General features: G+C 44.5%; 15 protein-coding genes. 3 read left to right on the forward strand and 12 right to left on the reverse strand.

Going from position 1 to position 17,036, the window contains the following annotated elements; genetic code table 11:
* Positions 1 to 122: 122 nt before the first annotated feature.
* Together CES79_RS06415 and CES79_RS06420 are read right to left on the reverse strand one after the other, a co-directional pair.
* On the reverse strand, positions 123 to 1,637 hold the full coding sequence (locus CES79_RS06415; protein ID WP_089136673.1) for an NAD(P)H-dependent oxidoreductase: 1,515 nt from the start codon (positions 1,635 to 1,637) through the stop codon (positions 123 to 125).
* On the reverse strand, positions 1,637 to 2,263 hold the full coding sequence (locus CES79_RS06420; RefSeq protein WP_054654198.1) for an NADPH-dependent FMN reductase: 627 nt from the start codon (positions 2,261 to 2,263) through the stop codon (positions 1,637 to 1,639). Before CES79_RS06420 ends, CES79_RS06415 begins: the two co-directional genes overlap by 1 nt.
* Before the next feature lie 328 nt (positions 2,264 to 2,591).
* Here CES79_RS06420 and CES79_RS06425 point away from each other — a divergent pair, with 328 nt between their 5' ends.
* Positions 2,592 to 3,146 carry a PadR family transcriptional regulator gene (locus tag CES79_RS06425; protein WP_089136674.1) on the forward strand — a complete coding sequence of 185 codons (555 nt, stop codon included), beginning with the start codon at positions 2,592 to 2,594 and terminating at the stop codon, positions 3,144 to 3,146.
* Positions 3,146 to 4,729 (forward strand): MFS transporter, encoded by a 1,584-nt coding sequence (locus tag CES79_RS06430; RefSeq protein ID WP_089136675.1) that lies wholly within the window; start codon positions 3,146 to 3,148, stop codon positions 4,727 to 4,729. Before CES79_RS06425 ends, CES79_RS06430 begins: the two co-directional genes overlap by 1 nt.
* A 213-nt stretch (positions 4,730 to 4,942) precedes the next feature.
* Here CES79_RS06430 and CES79_RS06435 read toward each other — a convergent pair whose 3' ends face one another.
* The 9 genes from CES79_RS06435 to scrK form a co-directional block, all read right to left on the reverse strand.
* On the reverse strand, positions 4,943 to 8,674 hold the full coding sequence (locus CES79_RS06435) for a mucin-binding protein (RefSeq protein ID WP_089136676.1): 3,732 nt from the start codon (positions 8,672 to 8,674) through the stop codon (positions 4,943 to 4,945).
* Between the two features lie 227 nt (positions 8,675 to 8,901).
* Positions 8,902 to 9,552, reverse strand: a complete 651-nt coding sequence (locus tag CES79_RS06440) for a TetR/AcrR family transcriptional regulator (RefSeq protein ID WP_054654202.1) — start codon at positions 9,550 to 9,552, stop codon at positions 8,902 to 8,904.
* Between the two features lie 12 nt (positions 9,553 to 9,564).
* The gene (locus CES79_RS06445; protein ID WP_089136677.1) at positions 9,565 to 10,710 is read right to left on the reverse strand and encodes an ABC transporter permease; all 1,146 of its coding nucleotides are present in this window, start codon (positions 10,708 to 10,710) and stop codon (positions 9,565 to 9,567) included.
* Complete coding sequence (locus tag CES79_RS06450; RefSeq protein WP_089136678.1) at positions 10,707 to 11,432, reverse strand: ABC transporter ATP-binding protein; 726 nt, start codon at positions 11,430 to 11,432, stop codon at positions 10,707 to 10,709. The genes CES79_RS06445 and CES79_RS06450 overlap by 4 nt, the downstream gene beginning before the upstream one ends.
* 111 nt (positions 11,433 to 11,543) lie before the next feature.
* Entirely contained in the window at positions 11,544 to 11,789 is a 246-nt protein-coding gene (locus CES79_RS06455; RefSeq protein WP_054654203.1) for a YdeI/OmpD-associated family protein, read from the reverse strand.
* A gap of 106 nt (positions 11,790 to 11,895) precedes the next feature.
* The gene (locus CES79_RS06460; protein WP_054654410.1) at positions 11,896 to 12,645 is read right to left on the reverse strand and encodes a DUF6198 family protein; all 750 of its coding nucleotides are present in this window, start codon (positions 12,643 to 12,645) and stop codon (positions 11,896 to 11,898) included.
* A 23-nt stretch (positions 12,646 to 12,668) separates the two neighbouring features.
* Entirely contained in the window at positions 12,669 to 13,067 is a 399-nt protein-coding gene (locus CES79_RS06465; RefSeq protein WP_054654204.1) for a VOC family protein, read from the reverse strand.
* Between the two features lie 44 nt (positions 13,068 to 13,111).
* Positions 13,112 to 14,119, reverse strand: a complete 1,008-nt coding sequence (locus CES79_RS06470) for a zinc-dependent alcohol dehydrogenase family protein (protein ID WP_089136679.1) — start codon at positions 14,117 to 14,119, stop codon at positions 13,112 to 13,114.
* 30 nt (positions 14,120 to 14,149) lie between these two features.
* Entirely contained in the window at positions 14,150 to 15,034 is an 885-nt protein-coding gene (gene scrK, locus CES79_RS06475) for a fructokinase ScrK (protein WP_054654205.1), read from the reverse strand.
* A 266-nt stretch (positions 15,035 to 15,300) separates the two neighbouring features.
* Between scrK and CES79_RS06480 the strand changes: the two genes are divergently transcribed.
* Entirely contained in the window at positions 15,301 to 16,287 is a 987-nt protein-coding gene (locus tag CES79_RS06480) for a LacI family DNA-binding transcriptional regulator (protein WP_089136680.1), read from the forward strand.
* Positions 16,288 to 16,410: 123 nt separating this feature from the next.
* Here the strand turns inward: CES79_RS06480 and CES79_RS06485 are convergent, their stop codons facing one another.
* The gene (locus tag CES79_RS06485) at positions 16,411 to 17,019 is read right to left on the reverse strand and encodes a CadD family cadmium resistance transporter (RefSeq protein ID WP_054654208.1); all 609 of its coding nucleotides are present in this window, start codon (positions 17,017 to 17,019) and stop codon (positions 16,411 to 16,413) included.
* Positions 17,020 to 17,036: the final 17 nt, after the last annotated feature.

The following is a 17,036-nucleotide window of genomic DNA, read 5'->3' on the forward strand; positions in this document are numbered from 1 at the left end:
TTAAGAATTTCCGTTTGCGCGTCCTTGTTATGTTAAGGACAAAAACAAAACACCCAATCATCAAATAATGATTGAGTGCATTATGGTCGTTACCAACAACAGTTGACAGAGAACCGTTTAAATTAACTTTCTGAAGCACCGGTCGTGGCATCGGTGTCGTCTGATTCTGGTTCTGGAGCAGGTTCAGGCTTCTTAGCAGGTGCCGATCCCTCGGTTGCTGTGTACCCCGTTTCAGATTCAGGTTCCTCTGAAGCACCGGTTAAAGCATCCGCATCGATGGGTTCTTCTGCAGCTGCAGGCTTGACGTCTTCAGTTGATTCAGAAGCCCCACTGGTCGTATCCACTGCGGGCTTTTCTTCAGTTGATTCAGATGCACCGCTAGTAGCATCCGCTGCAGGCTTTTCTTCGACTGACTTAGAAGCCGAAGCACCGCTCGTGGCGTCAGCCTTAGTTGGGTCAGAATGCTTCGAAGCACTAGTAACGGCGTCCAGGCCAGTAATCGGTGACATTGGGACAGCGTTTGGATCCTTAACTAATTTTTGACCCGTAGCAGCCAAGTAATATTTCAAGATTGGCATAATGTCGATCACTAATTCATTGACCCCACGATAACGCCGGTTTTCATCGCGCATTGCCCGGTAGTAATGCATCACATGTTGATTAGGACCCGTTTGAGCTGGCATTGAAACAACATCGCTTTCGCCAGTCCGTAATGCATAAAGGACCTGCTTAACGTGTTCAACTACCCGGGCTGGGTGAACGGCACTCAACGGATCACCAGTTTGATCAGGGGTTCTTGGTGCCAGCATATGGGCAGCATCAGACTTCTTGTTGTAGTAAATGAACTGGTTATTGTCATCGGCAAAGGTCAGTTCACCCGCCATGGAATTCAGGAAGTAATTGAGTTGATCGACAGTTAAGAGTCCACGGTCCAGTTTAACGTAATCGCCACCGCTAGCAGCATGGGTCTTTTCAGCAGCCTTTTCAACCCACTCCGGATCGGTCATATCAACGTCTGGAACCGTCGTATTCACCGGATGCTTAGATTCCATATCTTCTTCGTGCGCATTCTTTGGATCTGGCGCGTCCAGCATTTCAATCACCCTCATAAACGTTAAGAATTTCTTCATTACTGAATCAAGGAAACCAACTGTCCGTGAATCCTTTAAGTTGCCGTCAGCATCAAAGGCTTCTTTGGCGTTACTCAACAAAAATTCGTTGCCGGGCATCACGATGCCATTGACCCCTGGGGATTCCAAGATTTGCTTCAGGTGCAGCTGAGCTCGTGAAGAACCTTGTGTATGGTAAGATGCCCCAACGATCCAAACGGCTTTACCGTCCAATGGGTGGACCTTGTTAGATAGCCATTCGATCACGTTTTTCATGGCTGCTGGCACCGTGTGATTATGTTCTGGCGTCGCTAAAATAACCCCGTTAGCCGCGGAAATCTTTCGCGCTAATTCTTGAACGACGGGGTTATCACCATGATCCTCGTCTTCATTAAATACGGGGACATTATTGATATCTAAGATCTCAATATCAACCGTCTTTTTAAAGTGGTCACGGATAAATTCCAATAACATCCGATTATATGATTGTTCACCGATTGAACCAGCAATTCCAACTAATTTAACCATTACTTATCATCTCCTGTTGTGCCATTATCCCAAGAAAAGGTTGCTGCTTGCTGCTCATGAAGTTTCTTCGAGTGATCTAGTTGATCGGTTAAGTCAACAAAATCCAAGAAATCATCAAATAAGCCATCCAACTTTTGTGATTCAGTAGCCGACTTTAAGTCGCCATTATCATCAAAGGCTTGTAATGAGTGACCCAGTAAGAATTCTGAACTTGGTAGAACAGTCGCTTTCAACTCTGGTGAATCCAAGATCTGACGCAATTGTGCTTGCGCTCTGGAAGCACCTAAAGTACCGTAGGATGTCCCGACGATCATCACTGGTTTGTCCATCAGTGGATGAATACCATAAGAAAGCCAAGCCAACGCGCTTGATAATAATGCTGGAACAGAATGATCATATTCTGGTGTGCCAATAATAACACCGTCAGAAGCATCGATCTTATCTGCAATATCACGCGCCTGTTGCGGAATAAACAGGTCCTCGCTCTTCTTAAAGATTGGTAAGCCCTTTAGTTCAACAACTTCAATCTCAGCGTCGTCCGCGTACCGTTTTTGCATGTACTTTAATAACTCACGATTAGTTGATTTAACGGTATTGGTCCCGACAAGTGCCACAAACTTTTTCATTTGTTCATTCACCCTTTCTAACGATTCCTACAGGTCTAATTAAGTGATTAAAATAGATCATTTCACCGCAATTATAGAAACCATTTGTGAAAAATTATACATGATAATTTAGTCTGATACTCTTCTATTATCATAACACGAATACCCCTATATTTTGAGTAAAAATTCTCTGATTCAGGAAAAAGATATATACTTTTGGAATTGATTAATATAACAGTAACGCTTAAGTCATTATTTGGCTCTTCACTGAATTTTTTCAAACTTTTTCTTGCATTACCTGTCGAAACGACCTATACTCTATAAGTCGCTCAGACCTATGGAGGCTATTATGTATGAATTACTAATTCTTGGCATGCTCATGTCCCGCAACATGTCAGGCTATAAGTTACGGGGCGTTTTGGGCAGCGCGCTGGTACCTCAGCGAAAGATTTCAAACGGGGTCATGTATCCGCTGCTTTCAAAGCTGGAAACTAGCGGTGACATCGTCTTCATTGAAAATCCAAAGGATCCGCGCAATAAGAAGTTGGCCCACATTACGGATACCGGCCGGGCGCACTTCTATGAGCTGATGCAACAGCCAGTACCAGAGGGCGCGCGCAACGAATCCATTTACCGCTTCAAGTTTCGGGGCATGTTTGCCGTGGACTTAGCACAGCAGCAGCAACTGCTGCAAGATTACGCTGATAAAGCCCAAGAAGACCTCAATATCTACCGCGAAGTTCGTCAGCACTTATTAACCAAATTAACAACTGCTAAGGGCGCCAATCAAGACGCTCTAAAAGCTGGTATTCATTCGATCGAACTAAGCATTATCATCTGTCAGGCCAAGCAAACCTGGGTGACCGATTATTTATCAGAAATTCAAAATAAGGAGCAAAAATAATGACACAAAAAACAAGTATTAAACAGTGGATCGCATTAGCGGCCATGGGACTCGGCGTCTTCATGGGACTGTTGGACGTCACCGTGGTTAACGTGGCACTCCCCACCATGGTGCGTGATTTCAACACCACTTTTACCGACCTGCAATGGGTCTTAAATGCCTATACACTGGTCTACGCCGTCACTTTAATGATCATGTCAAAATTAGGCGACATGTACGGCCGGAAGAAAATTTTCTTAGGTTCATTGATCCTGTTCGTCATCGCCTCAGCCGTTAACGGAATGGCTTCTAGCCTGCTGATCTTAGATATCGGCCGTGGTGTGCAAGCCATTGGTGGTGCTGGGATGATGTCCTTATCAATGGCCTTAGTTGCTTCTAACTTTTCCGGCAAAGACCGGGGATTAGCGCTGGGTATTCTCGGTTCAGTGATTGGTGTTTCAACCGCATCCGGTCCTTTGATCGGTGGTTATTTAGTGGAACACTTCAGCTGGCCAGCAATCTTCTACGTGAACGTTCCCTTTGGCATTATCGCAACCATTTTAACCATTCTCTACGTTAAAGAAACCCCGAGTTATGGTAAGAATCAAAAAGTAGATCTGCTGGGAATGCTGCTTTCGGCAATCGGATTATTTGCCATTATCTATGGTCTGATCGTCAAAGAAGGTCATCCGCACTGGGACTGGACTGATGCGCGGGTCAGCAGTTGGCTGATTGGCGGCGTAGTCGTGATGATTGCCTTCATCATTGCCGAAGCTAAAGCTAAGGATCCCATGGTCAACCTGAAAATGTTCAAGAAGCCCCATTTCATTGGGGTCGTGATCGTCGCTTTCGCGTTAGGTGCTGGGTTCTATGCCTACAATGCGTTCTTAACGGCGCTGATGCAAAATTACATTGGTTATTCCGCTACCCAAACCGGGGTCAGACAACTCGTTATGAGTGTTTGGTCACTAATTTTAGGCCCGGTCGTTGGTATTTTAAGTGCCCGCTACTCCAAGAAATGGATGATCAGCATCAGTATGTTCATTGGGACGCTGGGCTTTTGGTTAATGGCGCGGGCAATCAGCCCAACCGTTAGCTTCGTTGACCTTTGGCCCGGAATGGTCCTTATGGGAATCACCAACGGGATGGTCAACCCCTTGCTTAACACTGCAGGAATGGAAGGTATTCCCGCTAATGAAATGGGAATGGCCTCTGGTTTACTGAACGTTTTCCGTCAATTAGGAACCACCATTGGCGTGGTTGTTTTGGGCCTGCTGCAGGACAATCAGTACGAAACCTATCTGAATGGTCACCTGTCTTCAATTCACATGCCCGCTCCAGCGCTTACTGGTCTGAAAAAGGCACTGATCGATGCCGGACCGTTCTCTGGCCACGGTATCGCCTTTTCTGATCGGCTAAGTCACGCCCCGTTTGCTCAAGATTTCCAGCGCATTGTCATTCATGCGTACGATAACGGGATGACCACCGTTGCCATTAGTTCAGCAATTATTGCTTTGGTTGGTGGTATTGCCGCTGCCGTCTTGCTGCAACGAAATCCGAAATCAGTTGAAATTCCGGTTAAACAACCTGACGAAAATAACTAATTTATCACTAAAGAATGACCTAATTACCAGCCAATACTGATAATTAGGTCATTCTTTCTTTAGACTTTCAACCTTTCGCTATCAATATGCCACTAAATGCCACTAATCGGACAAGGCACAACTATTTTAAGTCAAAAGTACTTTGAAATTGTAGCTGGCGGGTGTTCTTGACAATAGCTCGAAAAAGTCCGTAACGGGGGTTGAAATTATTTTTTAGGCTTTAAATCGCCTTCTATCAGCCAGTCCAATTACCCCCAATTCCGTCAGTAAAGCCATGCCGATAATTACCATCGGCAAGGTTGTTTGTTCACCGGTTTGTGGTAATCTATCATCATCGTTGAGTGACTGGTTTTGCTGAGATGATCGAACACTCATTCCTTGATTTCCAGCAGCAATAATTAATTTATTTTCATCAAAATCTCGTTTGTCCAGAGAGGAAGGAATCGACTTTGATTTCGTTGAATCGCCGTTAACGTTGTTGTCACTTCGATTACTAACTGATGGAACAGTATCACCAGCCGGTTCATTGACAGTTTGATTGCTTGGCCCTGCTGGAATATCCGGATTAAGAGCCGGTGGAACACCCTCACCGTTTTCTGGCCCACTAGGGTTAGTCGGCTCCTCACCATCCGGCTCTACTGGTGTCTCACCACCCCCGGTTGGTTCAGCTGGTGTTGGGGTACCTGTCTGAGGCCGATTGGCAATCTTTTCAAATGAAACAATAAAGGTCTGCTCTTTAGTTGGATCACTATCGAACACAGCACCAACACTACCATCATTTACCAAATTAAAGCCTTGATTCAAAATTTGTTGAATCACCGTAGCAATATTATGGTGATCGATGTCTGTGCCACTGTCACCATTCATGATCAGCGTGCCAAAATTATTCGGTTGATCACTCACAAACTTGATTGTTGCATTTTGCGACGTCTGCGGATCGGCCAGCTTAGCCAACTTAACCGTGAATACTTGATCAGCGGTACCATTAAAACTGCCGCCTATCGTATCATCGCTGATTAAGTTATACCCTTGATTGAGAATCTGCTGAGTTACCGTTGCTACGTTAGCGTGATTCAGTAAACTGTTCTTAATGCCACTCACCGAAAGATTAGCTAATTGGACCCCATTTTCATCAACAAAATGCACATTAGCAGTCAGATTGTTGGCAACATAATAAACTTTGGTGACGTCATTATCGACTTCTGGTAATCTAAGGGTTTGACCTGGAACAGCAGTGTATCCGTCAATTTCAGGAATAGTCGTAATCTTATCACCTGGCTGACCGGTTACAGCAATAGCAGCTATTCCCGCAATCGGCTGTCCATCAACTCCAGTTGGCGTTATCAGAGTAGAAATAGGCTTTAGAGCTACAATCACCTTGAAGTTTTGAATAGAATCGGTCGATTTATCAAAATTCGAACCAGCTGCTGTGGCATCTTCCTTAATCTCATACGCTTTCAGATTATGGGTAACGTAATTCGCAGTGTCAAAGGGAATTTCACTACTGGAATCGCCGCTAAACGTTTCTAGGGCAACAGTGGTACCAGACTCAGTTTGGTAAGTCACGGTGGCCAGCTGTTTCGTGATTTCCGGTGTCACATTAATGATCAATGCTGTAGTGTCTGGTCCAAACGTGATTGCCACTTTATTATTCACGATCTCTTCTTGTCCAGGAACGACGACATAACCACTAGGTGCAATGGCCGGATATATCAATTGAGTACCATAATCACCATGAAGTTTTTCAATCGTTCCAACCGTTTGACCAATTGTCTGATCAACGTATTGGATAGCAACCTGATACTGATTGATACGGTAGGAATTATGCAAAGTAACACTGGCATTTCCACCAGATTGGGCCGCAAAATCTGCCAACACTTGGTTAACCGTTCGCGTATCATCCCACATACTGTCTGAATCTAATACCGACGCCAAGGGTGTATAACCCTCAACCTGAGCTGAAACTACCGGGGTCATTTTTTGGTTTGTGTACCAGTCACCAAAAGTTGTGTACTCGTTAACTGGTACTCCAGCCGCCTTTTTAACCTCATCAATAACCGCATCTCGCACAAAGATAAGCGTTTGCGTCGTATCCCCGGCCGGTTTAACCTGCTCTGACGTAAGTGGTGTTCCAATGGTTGATTCATCGATAATTACCGAAATGGCCTTTTGCTGATTTGGTGTAGCTGTTGAATCCGTACCCTTTACCGTAGTCAGCTTATGTTTTAAATGAACGGTGTATGATGCTTTTTGTTTATTGAAATTCAAGACATCACCAGGAAGATCATCGCTCACATATTCATAGCCCTTTTGTTCTAAATCAGCGAGATCATCACTCAATTTATAATCACTCGCAGTGCCCAATTGGCCGCTTTTCGCTGTTGTTTGGACAACCGTATCCTGCTTGTCGTCATCAATGAAGTTAACGGCAATCTTTGGATCCACAACCACGTATACATCAAGGACACTATCATTTTTGCCAATGGTAGGCGCCACTGGTTGCAAATATGTGCCTAATTCAGAATCTGTTGCGTAGTGGTAGCCGACTGGCAAGGACGTATTCAAATCAATTGGAGCCCCATACTCACCACTAACCGTTGCAGTGTCAAGCTTTTGGCCAGAGGAAGCATCAATTAAGTTGATCGTGTTTTTTAAATCTTGCGCCCAGACGTAGGTTTCTATTGACGCCGTCCCATCACCATTATATTTTTTAATCAAATCAGCGGCAGAAAGTCGTTCACCTTCTGGGGCGTTGACCGTTCCATCTCCCACAGCCTGCCAGAGCGCAGCTGAAGTATGATACGTGTTTGCACCGTCAATAATTTGGGCCCCTGCTACTGGCGGATCCGCCAACCCGGTGCCAGTTAAATTAACTTTCGGTCCTAACTTGATTTGCCAGAGGTGGTTCGTCCCTTGCAGCATGTCTGAAATATTAGTTGCCGCGGACATGTCGAATTTGCTCAAATCGAGGGTTCGAATGCCCGAATGTTGAAACATGCTGTGCATATCAGTCGCTTGACTGGTATCAAAACTGCTGAGATCGACACCAGCCAAGGCCTGACTATTGAAGAACATGTTGGCAAAAACAGTTGAATGACTGGTGTTCCAGCCCTCAACGTTGATACTTGTTAATTTGGGATTATTTGTAAACCAACCACCAAAACCAATATTTTTACTGATGTCTAAGTTATGGACATCGATAGCGACTGCATTAGGCAAATTGCCAAAAAGAGCGCCATACCCACCATCAATCTCTGCGCTAACACCATCGGCAAGACTGATTGTTTTAATGGCGTTGGCGTTTCCCGAACCGATGGTGTAGATGGACTTATTAACTTTTCCGGCCTGGATGGCCATCGCACCATCATCGTCTATTTCGTAGGGACTTGTTCCAAGTGTTCCAGAAGCCGCGGCCGCAACTGCCGTAATCTGTTGTGCTTTACCGGTTTGCTGATAGATTTGGGTTCCTTTTGTCTTTGCGGTATTCAAAGTCTCTGCATTCGCATTCCCTAGATTCACCGAATCTACTGTTGACGTACTGTCTGCTTTAGTCGGTTTGCTTACCGAATCAGCGTTAATCACATTAGATTTTAAGTTGTTTTGAGTACTCGAGTCAGCATTTATCGTAGCTGATAAATTTGATTGGGAGGTTGCCACCTGATTTCTTGTTTCAGGCGGGGTAGACAGTTGAACACTACTTGAAGAATCTAGACTCACCGTTTTGTCTTGAATTATTGGACTTGCCTGAGTCTGTGTACTGCTCGTATTCACCACTGTTTCCGCGTTAGCAGATTGCCCACTGACGATAATTGTTGCACCAAAAGCGGCTGTAGCTAGACTGGCCACCAGCCAAGTCCTACCTGATTTATAGAGCTTTCGTCGCACCTTAATTACGCGTTCATCCCGCTGCAACTTTCTTGCTGATCTTCTCACGTTCTCCTTCATAATTGAATATCCTCCCCTCAGGAGACCAAGTTATAAACACATTAGAAATAAATTGCAACATAAATCTAACATAACTTGCAAGAAATAACCATCAAAAATGCTTGAATTTGTCAATAATTTTTGTATCTATTGATACTTTAGTCATAAAAATACCCCCAAAGTTGTTTCCAACTTTGGGGGTACACGTCAGAAATCTAACTACTATGGAGCACTTTTTATAACCGCTATTATTTGGAATCTTTACTTAGTGCCCGTACAATCAAATCTTCAATCATTTGCAGATCAGCATCTTCATCGAATTTAGCATCCGGAAGCAAGACCTGCTGCTGAATAAAGTAGCTTAATAGCTGACCGGCAATCGTGCGTAAGACCGCTGCTGGAGCTAAATCTGCCCGCAAACTGCCACTTCTTTTAAGGGTCTTATAAATATAGTCGATAAACAGCGGTGCAGTTTCAGTCATGAAGTCTTGAAACATTGACCGCGTGTTCGCATTGGTCATGACCTGTGTCAAAAAGATTAGGGCCACTTCCTTGTTTTTTTTCAAGAACTCATAGCGATTACGAACGAGGAAATGAATCTCGTCCCGCAAAGAAGTTGCTGCCGGAATATCCGACAGAAAATCTTCCCGATATTCAGGTAACAGATGGTCGATCATCGGTTTTAAAATGGCTTCCAACAAATCATCCTTGGTTTTAAAATACTTAAAAATCGTTGCTTGACTGATCCCCGCATTCTTAGCAATGGCCATGGTCGAAGTCCCGTCAAAGCCTTGTTTGGCAAATAACTCCAAGGCCGACAGCATGGCGGAACGTTTGCCATTTGGCATTTCTTGTGCTTCAAGCCAGTCACGGTAGCTGGCCGAAATCTCCTGTTTCACGCTGATTTCCCCCTATACTTTACGGTAACGTTTGAGTCCTCTTACATTTAAGAAGGTTAACACAACTAAGAAGATTAACAAAACCCCGATATCAAGACCAAACGAAGATAGGTTCTTCCCCTGCATCATGATACCAGTCACAGCATCACCAGAGTACTTAATCGGAATAATGTAGGAAATATCCTTGATCCAACTGGCCATTGAATCCATTGGGATAATCCCGGAGAAGAAGATTTGCGGAATAATGACCACTGGAATGAACTGCACCATTTGAAATTCCGAATTGGCAAAGGTCGATAGCAAAATACCAAAGGCCAGTGCCACCAACGCTAAGATCAAATTGATAACGATGATGTTAAGGACGTTACCCACGACTTCGATTCCCAGTAACCAGATGGTCGCCATCACAATGATAATGGTCTGAAAAATAGCTAATATTCCATAACTGGCCATGTAGCCAAAAACGATCTCATACCGTTTGACCGGCGTCGCCAGCAAACGGGATAGGGTCCCACTGGTCCGTTCTTTTAACAATGCCATCCCAGAGATCAAGAAGACAAAGAAGAACACGAAGAACCCCATTAATATAGGAAGCATTTTATCAAAGAAACCGGTATTGGAATCGCCGTAAACATAATGGTTGGTAATCTGCGGAGCAGTTGCCTTTTTCTGTTTCGGCATTTGGCTTTGCAGCCGTTTTTGGACGGGTGCTGGCAGCGTTTTTTGCAGCTTACCAATTGTTTGGTGTGCCACGCCCAACTGCAACTTCATTTGATTGATGTTAGCTTGTGTCAACGCCGTCTTAAACGCCATCCTGGTAGCGGACGTCTTACTAGAGTCCGTGTTCGCATATGTCAGACTATAGTCATCACCCGTTTTATGAATGATCGAATCAATTTTATCCGCCTTCAGCGCTTGTTTAGCCTTCTTTTGGCTGACGTAATGATGGACACTGATGTGCTTGACTTGGTCCAAATTAGTCGAAACACTGGTGGTTACTCCAACCGTACCAATCTTTACACTAGTGGTTGAATTAGCGGTAAAGATCACACTCATCAGCCATAACACCAGAATGGGCGCCAAAAACATCAATGCTAATGACCGCTTATCGCGCATCATTTCTTTTAAGACCCGTCGCATAATTGCAAATGTTCTCATTTGAATTCACCCTCTGCCTTTAAGAATACGTTTTCAATTGAATCCACCCGATACTGCGTCTTTAACGCCACGGGTTCATCAAACGCAATCACCTTACCGCCTAATAGCAAGGCCACTTTATCGGTTAACTCCGCTTCGTCCATGACGTGGGTGGTAATCAAAATACTGCGTCCTTCGTCACGAATGGCATCCAGTTCCTGCCAAATTTGCCGCCGTAACGCCGGATCGATTCCCACCGTTGGTTCATCTAACACGAGCAGTTCCGGATTACCCAATAAGGCAATCGCCAAGGATAATCGCCGCATCATCCCGCCGGAATAACCGCTGACCCGCTTATCCAAATCATCCTGCAGATCAACCACACTAGAAACGTGGTCAATGGATTCGCCTAACTCAGTCTTCTTAATGCCTTTCATTTCAGCAAAAAACTTTAAGTTTTCACGTCCCGACAGTGAGTCGTATAAGGCATCCGTTTGAGCCATATAACCGATTCGAGCCAGCAGTTTTCGTTTAGGCATCACCTGGCCAAAAACCGTTGCGCTGCCGCCATCCGCAACTTCCATTCCCAACGCTGTTTTAATGACCGTCGACTTCCCCGCACCTGATGGTCCGATCAGCCCCACGATTTGTTTTTTCATCACCGTTAAATTAACGTCTTCTAAAACAGTTTGCTTGCCAAATTTCTTCACTAAGTGCTTTAGATCAATAACCGCATCTGCCATTTTGATTCCTCCATTCAAGGTAAGTAATTGATTACTCACCAGTGAGTATACACTCACCTTTTAAAAAAAGCAACTCAAAAAGGCGCCTCCCGAGGGAAACGCCTATCGCGATTAATCTTTTGGCCGTGAATCGTATGCCCGCTTGGATTTGTAACCTGCTTTCAGGACCGTTTTCATGACTTCAATGTGCCGTTGCTTAGTGGCTTCGGCCTTGGCCCCGAAAATAAAGCGGGCCCACTCCCGTTGATATCCTGGCGTTAAGTCGGTGAAAAGCTTTTGTAAATCAGTATTCTTAGTTAATAGTTCAGCAACTGCAGGAACATCTTTTTCGTAATCTGCTAACGGTTTTGACGCCATTGACGATCCCTCCCTTTTTACTAGGTCATCAGTATAGCATTTTTAACGATCTAAGTTGACAAAAAATAAGGCCCACCAGCAGTCACTGATGAGTCTTATTATTTGATTAACGCCCGACATCCAACGCTTGATGTTTCAGCTTTGGAAAGACGATTCGATCGGCAATCCCCGTGATACTACCTTGGAATAGGAAGGCAAACAAGGTACCGATACCAATGTTGACCAAGCTGCCCGTCATGAGCACCGCAATGATCCCCATAATGGTCGGTGGTACATAGGAGAACCACATTGCCAGCGTCACGTTACCATGACAATACCGGAAACGCAGAATCTGAGTTAGATCATCAGCTGGGTGCAAGACCAAGTTCACCCGTTGATAGATGGAGATGGCAGTTCCCATGCAAGCTACACCGATAAAGTTGATGATCACGTACAACGTCACCATACCTGGCGAATAAGCGTTTGGCATAATGCGATTAAAGATGTCACCGAACCACTGAATGAATAGTGAGAAGGGTAACAGAAAGGCAAAGTTACCTAAAATCCGTTTCCATTCAAAATGGTGCATCAACGCTGCATTGAGCAGTGCGACAATCATTCCTAATACTAGGAAGGCCCAAAACAAGACCAGTGAATTATCTCCCAGTAAGGCATGACCTAAGTTCGATTCTGCCGCCGTCCAGTACGCGGAACCTAGAAACGACGGGTGAATATGCGTGCTAGTAACCAACGTAAGGACGTTTCCCAGCGAGTTGATCACAAGCGAAATAGCAAAATATCCTAGCGATGCTGCCATACTAATGTTGCGGTGTGAAGATTGCGGGGACAATGTTACCTGTGGGTGAACTGCATTCATCGCTTTTTCACGCCCTTTCGTCATTACTTTGTCAGTTTTTCACAGAATTCAATCTTTTCGTGGTTAGGTCCTTGAATGTTGAAGAACCGGATACCATGATCCCAGAATGAAGGAATTGATTGAATTTCTTTGTCCAAGAAGGTAATCCCATCAAGTTCATGGACGGCCTTCCAGGCGTTGTCAATATCCGTTGCATTTAACGAAACATGGTTGATAGCACCGGTCTTCATCGTCACCGGATCGCCCTCCCAGGTTTCGATGATGTAATTACCGAGCTGCAAGAAGGCACAGCGGTTTTCACCGTTATGGAACAAACCGGCGACCTTAAAGCCCAGTTTCTTGTAAAATGCAATGGTGACGTCTAGATCTTTTGATGGAATCCCAACGTGTTGAATTCCCGTTACGTAATCAGTTAGTTTCATGATTTATTACTCCTTAGTCTGATTTACTGAAAACAACGTCCGGTTTACTTTTCGCCGCTAACTTTAACAACGGCCTTAGAAACGTTCGGAACCTTGCCTTCAAGGACATCAGCAACTTGTGAGAATTCCAATTCATGACTGATCAATGGCAATACGTCAACCTTGCCGCTAGCAAGCAATGCAATAGCATCTTCGAAAGCGTTCGGGTTAATGAATGAACCTTGGATGGTCAATTGCTTTTGATAAACTTCGTAAGTGTTCATCTGGAAGTGCTGGTTAGGTTTGCCGACACCAAACATCAGAACTTGAGCACCCTTACGAGTAGCTTCAACGGCTTCTTCTTGAGTTTGTGGTAAACCAACGGCTTCGATAACAACATCGTAGTCACTAGGAACCTTGTCACGAGTGGTGTTATAAATGTTAGTAACACCGAACTTGTCTTTGTTGAACTTCAGTGTGTCATCAATGATGCCGGCAAAGTCGACTTGGTGAACACCATAAGCTTCAAGCAATTGTACGAATAATTGACCCATGAAGCCATCACCAATAACCAAAGCCTTTTGATATGGGGTCAACTTCAAAAGTTGAACACCGTGAACGGCACATGATAATGGTTCAGTAGTAGCACCAGCCTTTAATGAAACGCTGTCTGGTAAGTGGTAAACAACCTTTGCTGGAGCGGTGAAGAATTCTTCTAGGCCACCATCGCGGGTAACACCAACGGCTGACAAACTGTCACATAATTCTGGACGGGCAGTCCGGCAATAGAAGCACTTGCCACAGTAGATGTTAGGGTCAACGGTCACACGGTCGCCGACTTTGAAACCATCAACATCGGCACCAACAGCTTCAACGATCCCTGAGTTTTCATGGCCTAAAACGATTGGTGGAACGGCGTTAGCTGAACCAGGAAGACCATTGTACAGTGCGTGGTCAGTCCCACAGATACCAGCATAGGCAGTGTGAACTAAAATCTCGTCAGCTTTAGGGGTTGGCTTGTTGTATTCCTTAATTTCCATTTTCTTAGTTCCAGTAAGTACTAAACTCTTCATAAATAATCTCTCCTTTAAATTTTTAAATCATTAGTCTACTAATTGATTAACTTCGCGAAAGGCTAAAGCAAAATTGCCAATCGTAGCGGAACCATTGTGCTTTGCCAGTGGCATGGTGATGTATTTATCCAAATCACCGACATCGACATAATCATTCATTAAATCAGCGAAGTCCTTGCGTACCTTCTTCAAGAATTCCTCACTGACGACCCCACCGCCAAAGACGATCTTTTGGGGACGAATCTGCAACGTGGTCTGCAAGGCTGCTTGCGCAACGTAGTAAGCCATGATGTCCCAAACATGATCGGTCAGCGGAATGTCTTGGCCCTTCTTGCCTGTCCGCGCTTCAAACGTTGGACCGGCAACCAGACCTTCCAGGCAATCACCGTGATACGGGCAAATACCCTTGAAATCCAAATCGTCCGGATGACGTTTCAAGCGAACGTGACCAACTTCAGGATGTCCTAAAGTCCCAATGAACTTACCATCCAGCACGGTGCCGGCACCAACGCCAGTACCAATGGTGTAATACGTCAACGCTTCAATCTTTTCGTTGAATAACGTTGATAAGGTATATTCACCGTAAGCCGAGCCATTAACATCCGTCGTCCAATAAACTGGAATGTCAAAAGCCTTCTTCAACATCCCCAAGAAATTGGTGTTTGCCCAACCAGGTTTGGGGGTATCGGTAATGTAACCATATAAAGGTGCGTTTTTACGAATTTCAATTGGTCCAAATGACGCAACCGAAATAGCTTGCAAATCAGGAAACTTCTTAAAGAAATCAATTGATTTTTGAATCGTTTCCTCCGGGGTTGTTGTCGGATACTGGATCCGTTCCTGCACCCGATAATCTTCATTACCAACCGCCGCAACGAACTTGGTACCACCCGCTTCGATACTTCCTAATAGCATGTCATTCACCACTCTTCAAAATTATTTAATGTATCTTGTAACCGCTTTCAGTTATTAGATTAGCATGGTCAGAGAAAATAAAACGGGTTTTATCGGGATTGGTGAAAATTACTTTTTCTTCTGGAATCCGTGAAAGCGCTTCAAGACAGCGCTTTCATGCTTCGTAAACGTTTACGAAAAAAGTACCCTTTTTACTCAAAATACCTTAAAATAGATTTATAAAACGAATTTAGTAACTCAATCAAACTTATTCGGGAGGCATTTTGATGGCTGAAAACAATCGGCGCATTACCATTAAAGAAATTGCAAAAAAAGCTGGCGTCTCAATTGCGACCGTCTCGCGCGCGTTAAACGACCGGCCAGGTATCAGTCTTGAAACTAAGGAACGCATTCAGCGCATCATCACCCGTTCCGGTTATCGGCCCAGTATGTTTGCGCGCAACATGCGTTCACAGCAAAGTAAAATGATCGGTGTTATCGTGTCAAACGCGGCTAATGATTTCTTTAAAGATGTCACCCGAGCGATCCAGGATCAAGCAACGAAATATGATTTCACCGTTTTGATCATTAACTCTGATGAAGATCCCGTTAAAGAACGCCAGGCAATCAAAATTTTACGCAACTACGACGTTTCCGGTTTTATCATTGCCAGCACTGATGAAACCATTGACTACCCAAGTTTAGTCGGCAACACGCCAACGGTCTTTTTTGACCGCGCTCCTAAATCCGAAATTGCGCAGTTTGATACCGTGCTCGTCAACAACGAATTCGGTGCGAAACTGGCCGTAGAAGAACTGATTCGCCAAGGCGCATCCAAGGTTGGTATTGTCGTCAGCGGTGTCCAGACTTCGGGTCAGGAACGTTTAAAGGGGTACAAACAAGCGTTGAAGGAATACCAGTTACCCATTAACGATAAGCTGATCTACACCAGTGACGTCCAGCAGCTAAAGGCCATGGATTACGTGAGAGACTTGCTGGTCAATCAAAAATGCGATGCCCTGTTTGCGGGTGATAATACCTTACTGATGGTGGTATTGGAAGAAATAAAACTGCTCAACCGCACGGATATTAAAGTCGCAACTTTCGATAACATCACGTGGTTTAACTACTTTAAACAGCCGGTGATTTCGGTTAAGCAGCCAACCACGACCATTGGACACGAGACGGTTGACGCGCTCATCAACCGCATGAAGAACCCTCAACTGCCACCAAAAGTGAGACGGCTTTCCGTACAATTGATTCGGCGATCATAACCCCTACTCAGTTAAATAACAGAGAATAAAAATAGCGACTGATTAACTGTATTTTGACGTGTTTCTCTAAAATACAGTCAATCAATCGTTATTTTTCATATATAACAACTAAGAAATTAATACTTACAGTAAATGCATTAAAAATCTAAACGTCCCATTATCCCACATCACATACAGCCCCAGTCCAATATAGACCACTGCCGTTATCCAGTTACCGTAATTTTCTAGCAAAAGCGCGATTGTAGGTAATTTCACCATGCCATACCCCACAAAGCAGAACACCGTCAGCATGACTAGGAACGTCGCCAAAACAATCAGAATTCCGTTTGCTCGTAACGTCACAAATAAGGGCACAAAAATACTGAGGTTATCAGCACTGGTCGCAATCGTAATCAAAACCACGTTCCAAAATAGCCGTCGCTTAGCATTTAATGTCTGATTGACCGTCGTTTTATCGTCATCATTTGAACCGCCAAACGTCAGTCTTACACCCATCCAGATCGGCACTAATCCCAGTAATCCAAGCATCCAGGGACTGGGAATAAAATGCAGGACAAAAGCCAGCGCCAAGGCCACCAGTACAACCAACGTGGAACCCAATAAGTCTCCTAGATAGACTGAAAAGCGTTCACGCCACTGCTTGGTGTGGCCAAATATCAACATCAAAATAATCAAATAATCCACATTCGCTGACGTATAAGCCACGATGCCCGAAATAATCAAATGGCTCAAAATGACCTCTCTCCACT

Origin of the sequence: Secundilactobacillus silagei JCM 19001, from assembly GCF_002217945.1 — a bacterium.
GTDB lineage: Bacteria > Bacillota > Bacilli > Lactobacillales > Lactobacillaceae > Secundilactobacillus > Secundilactobacillus silagei.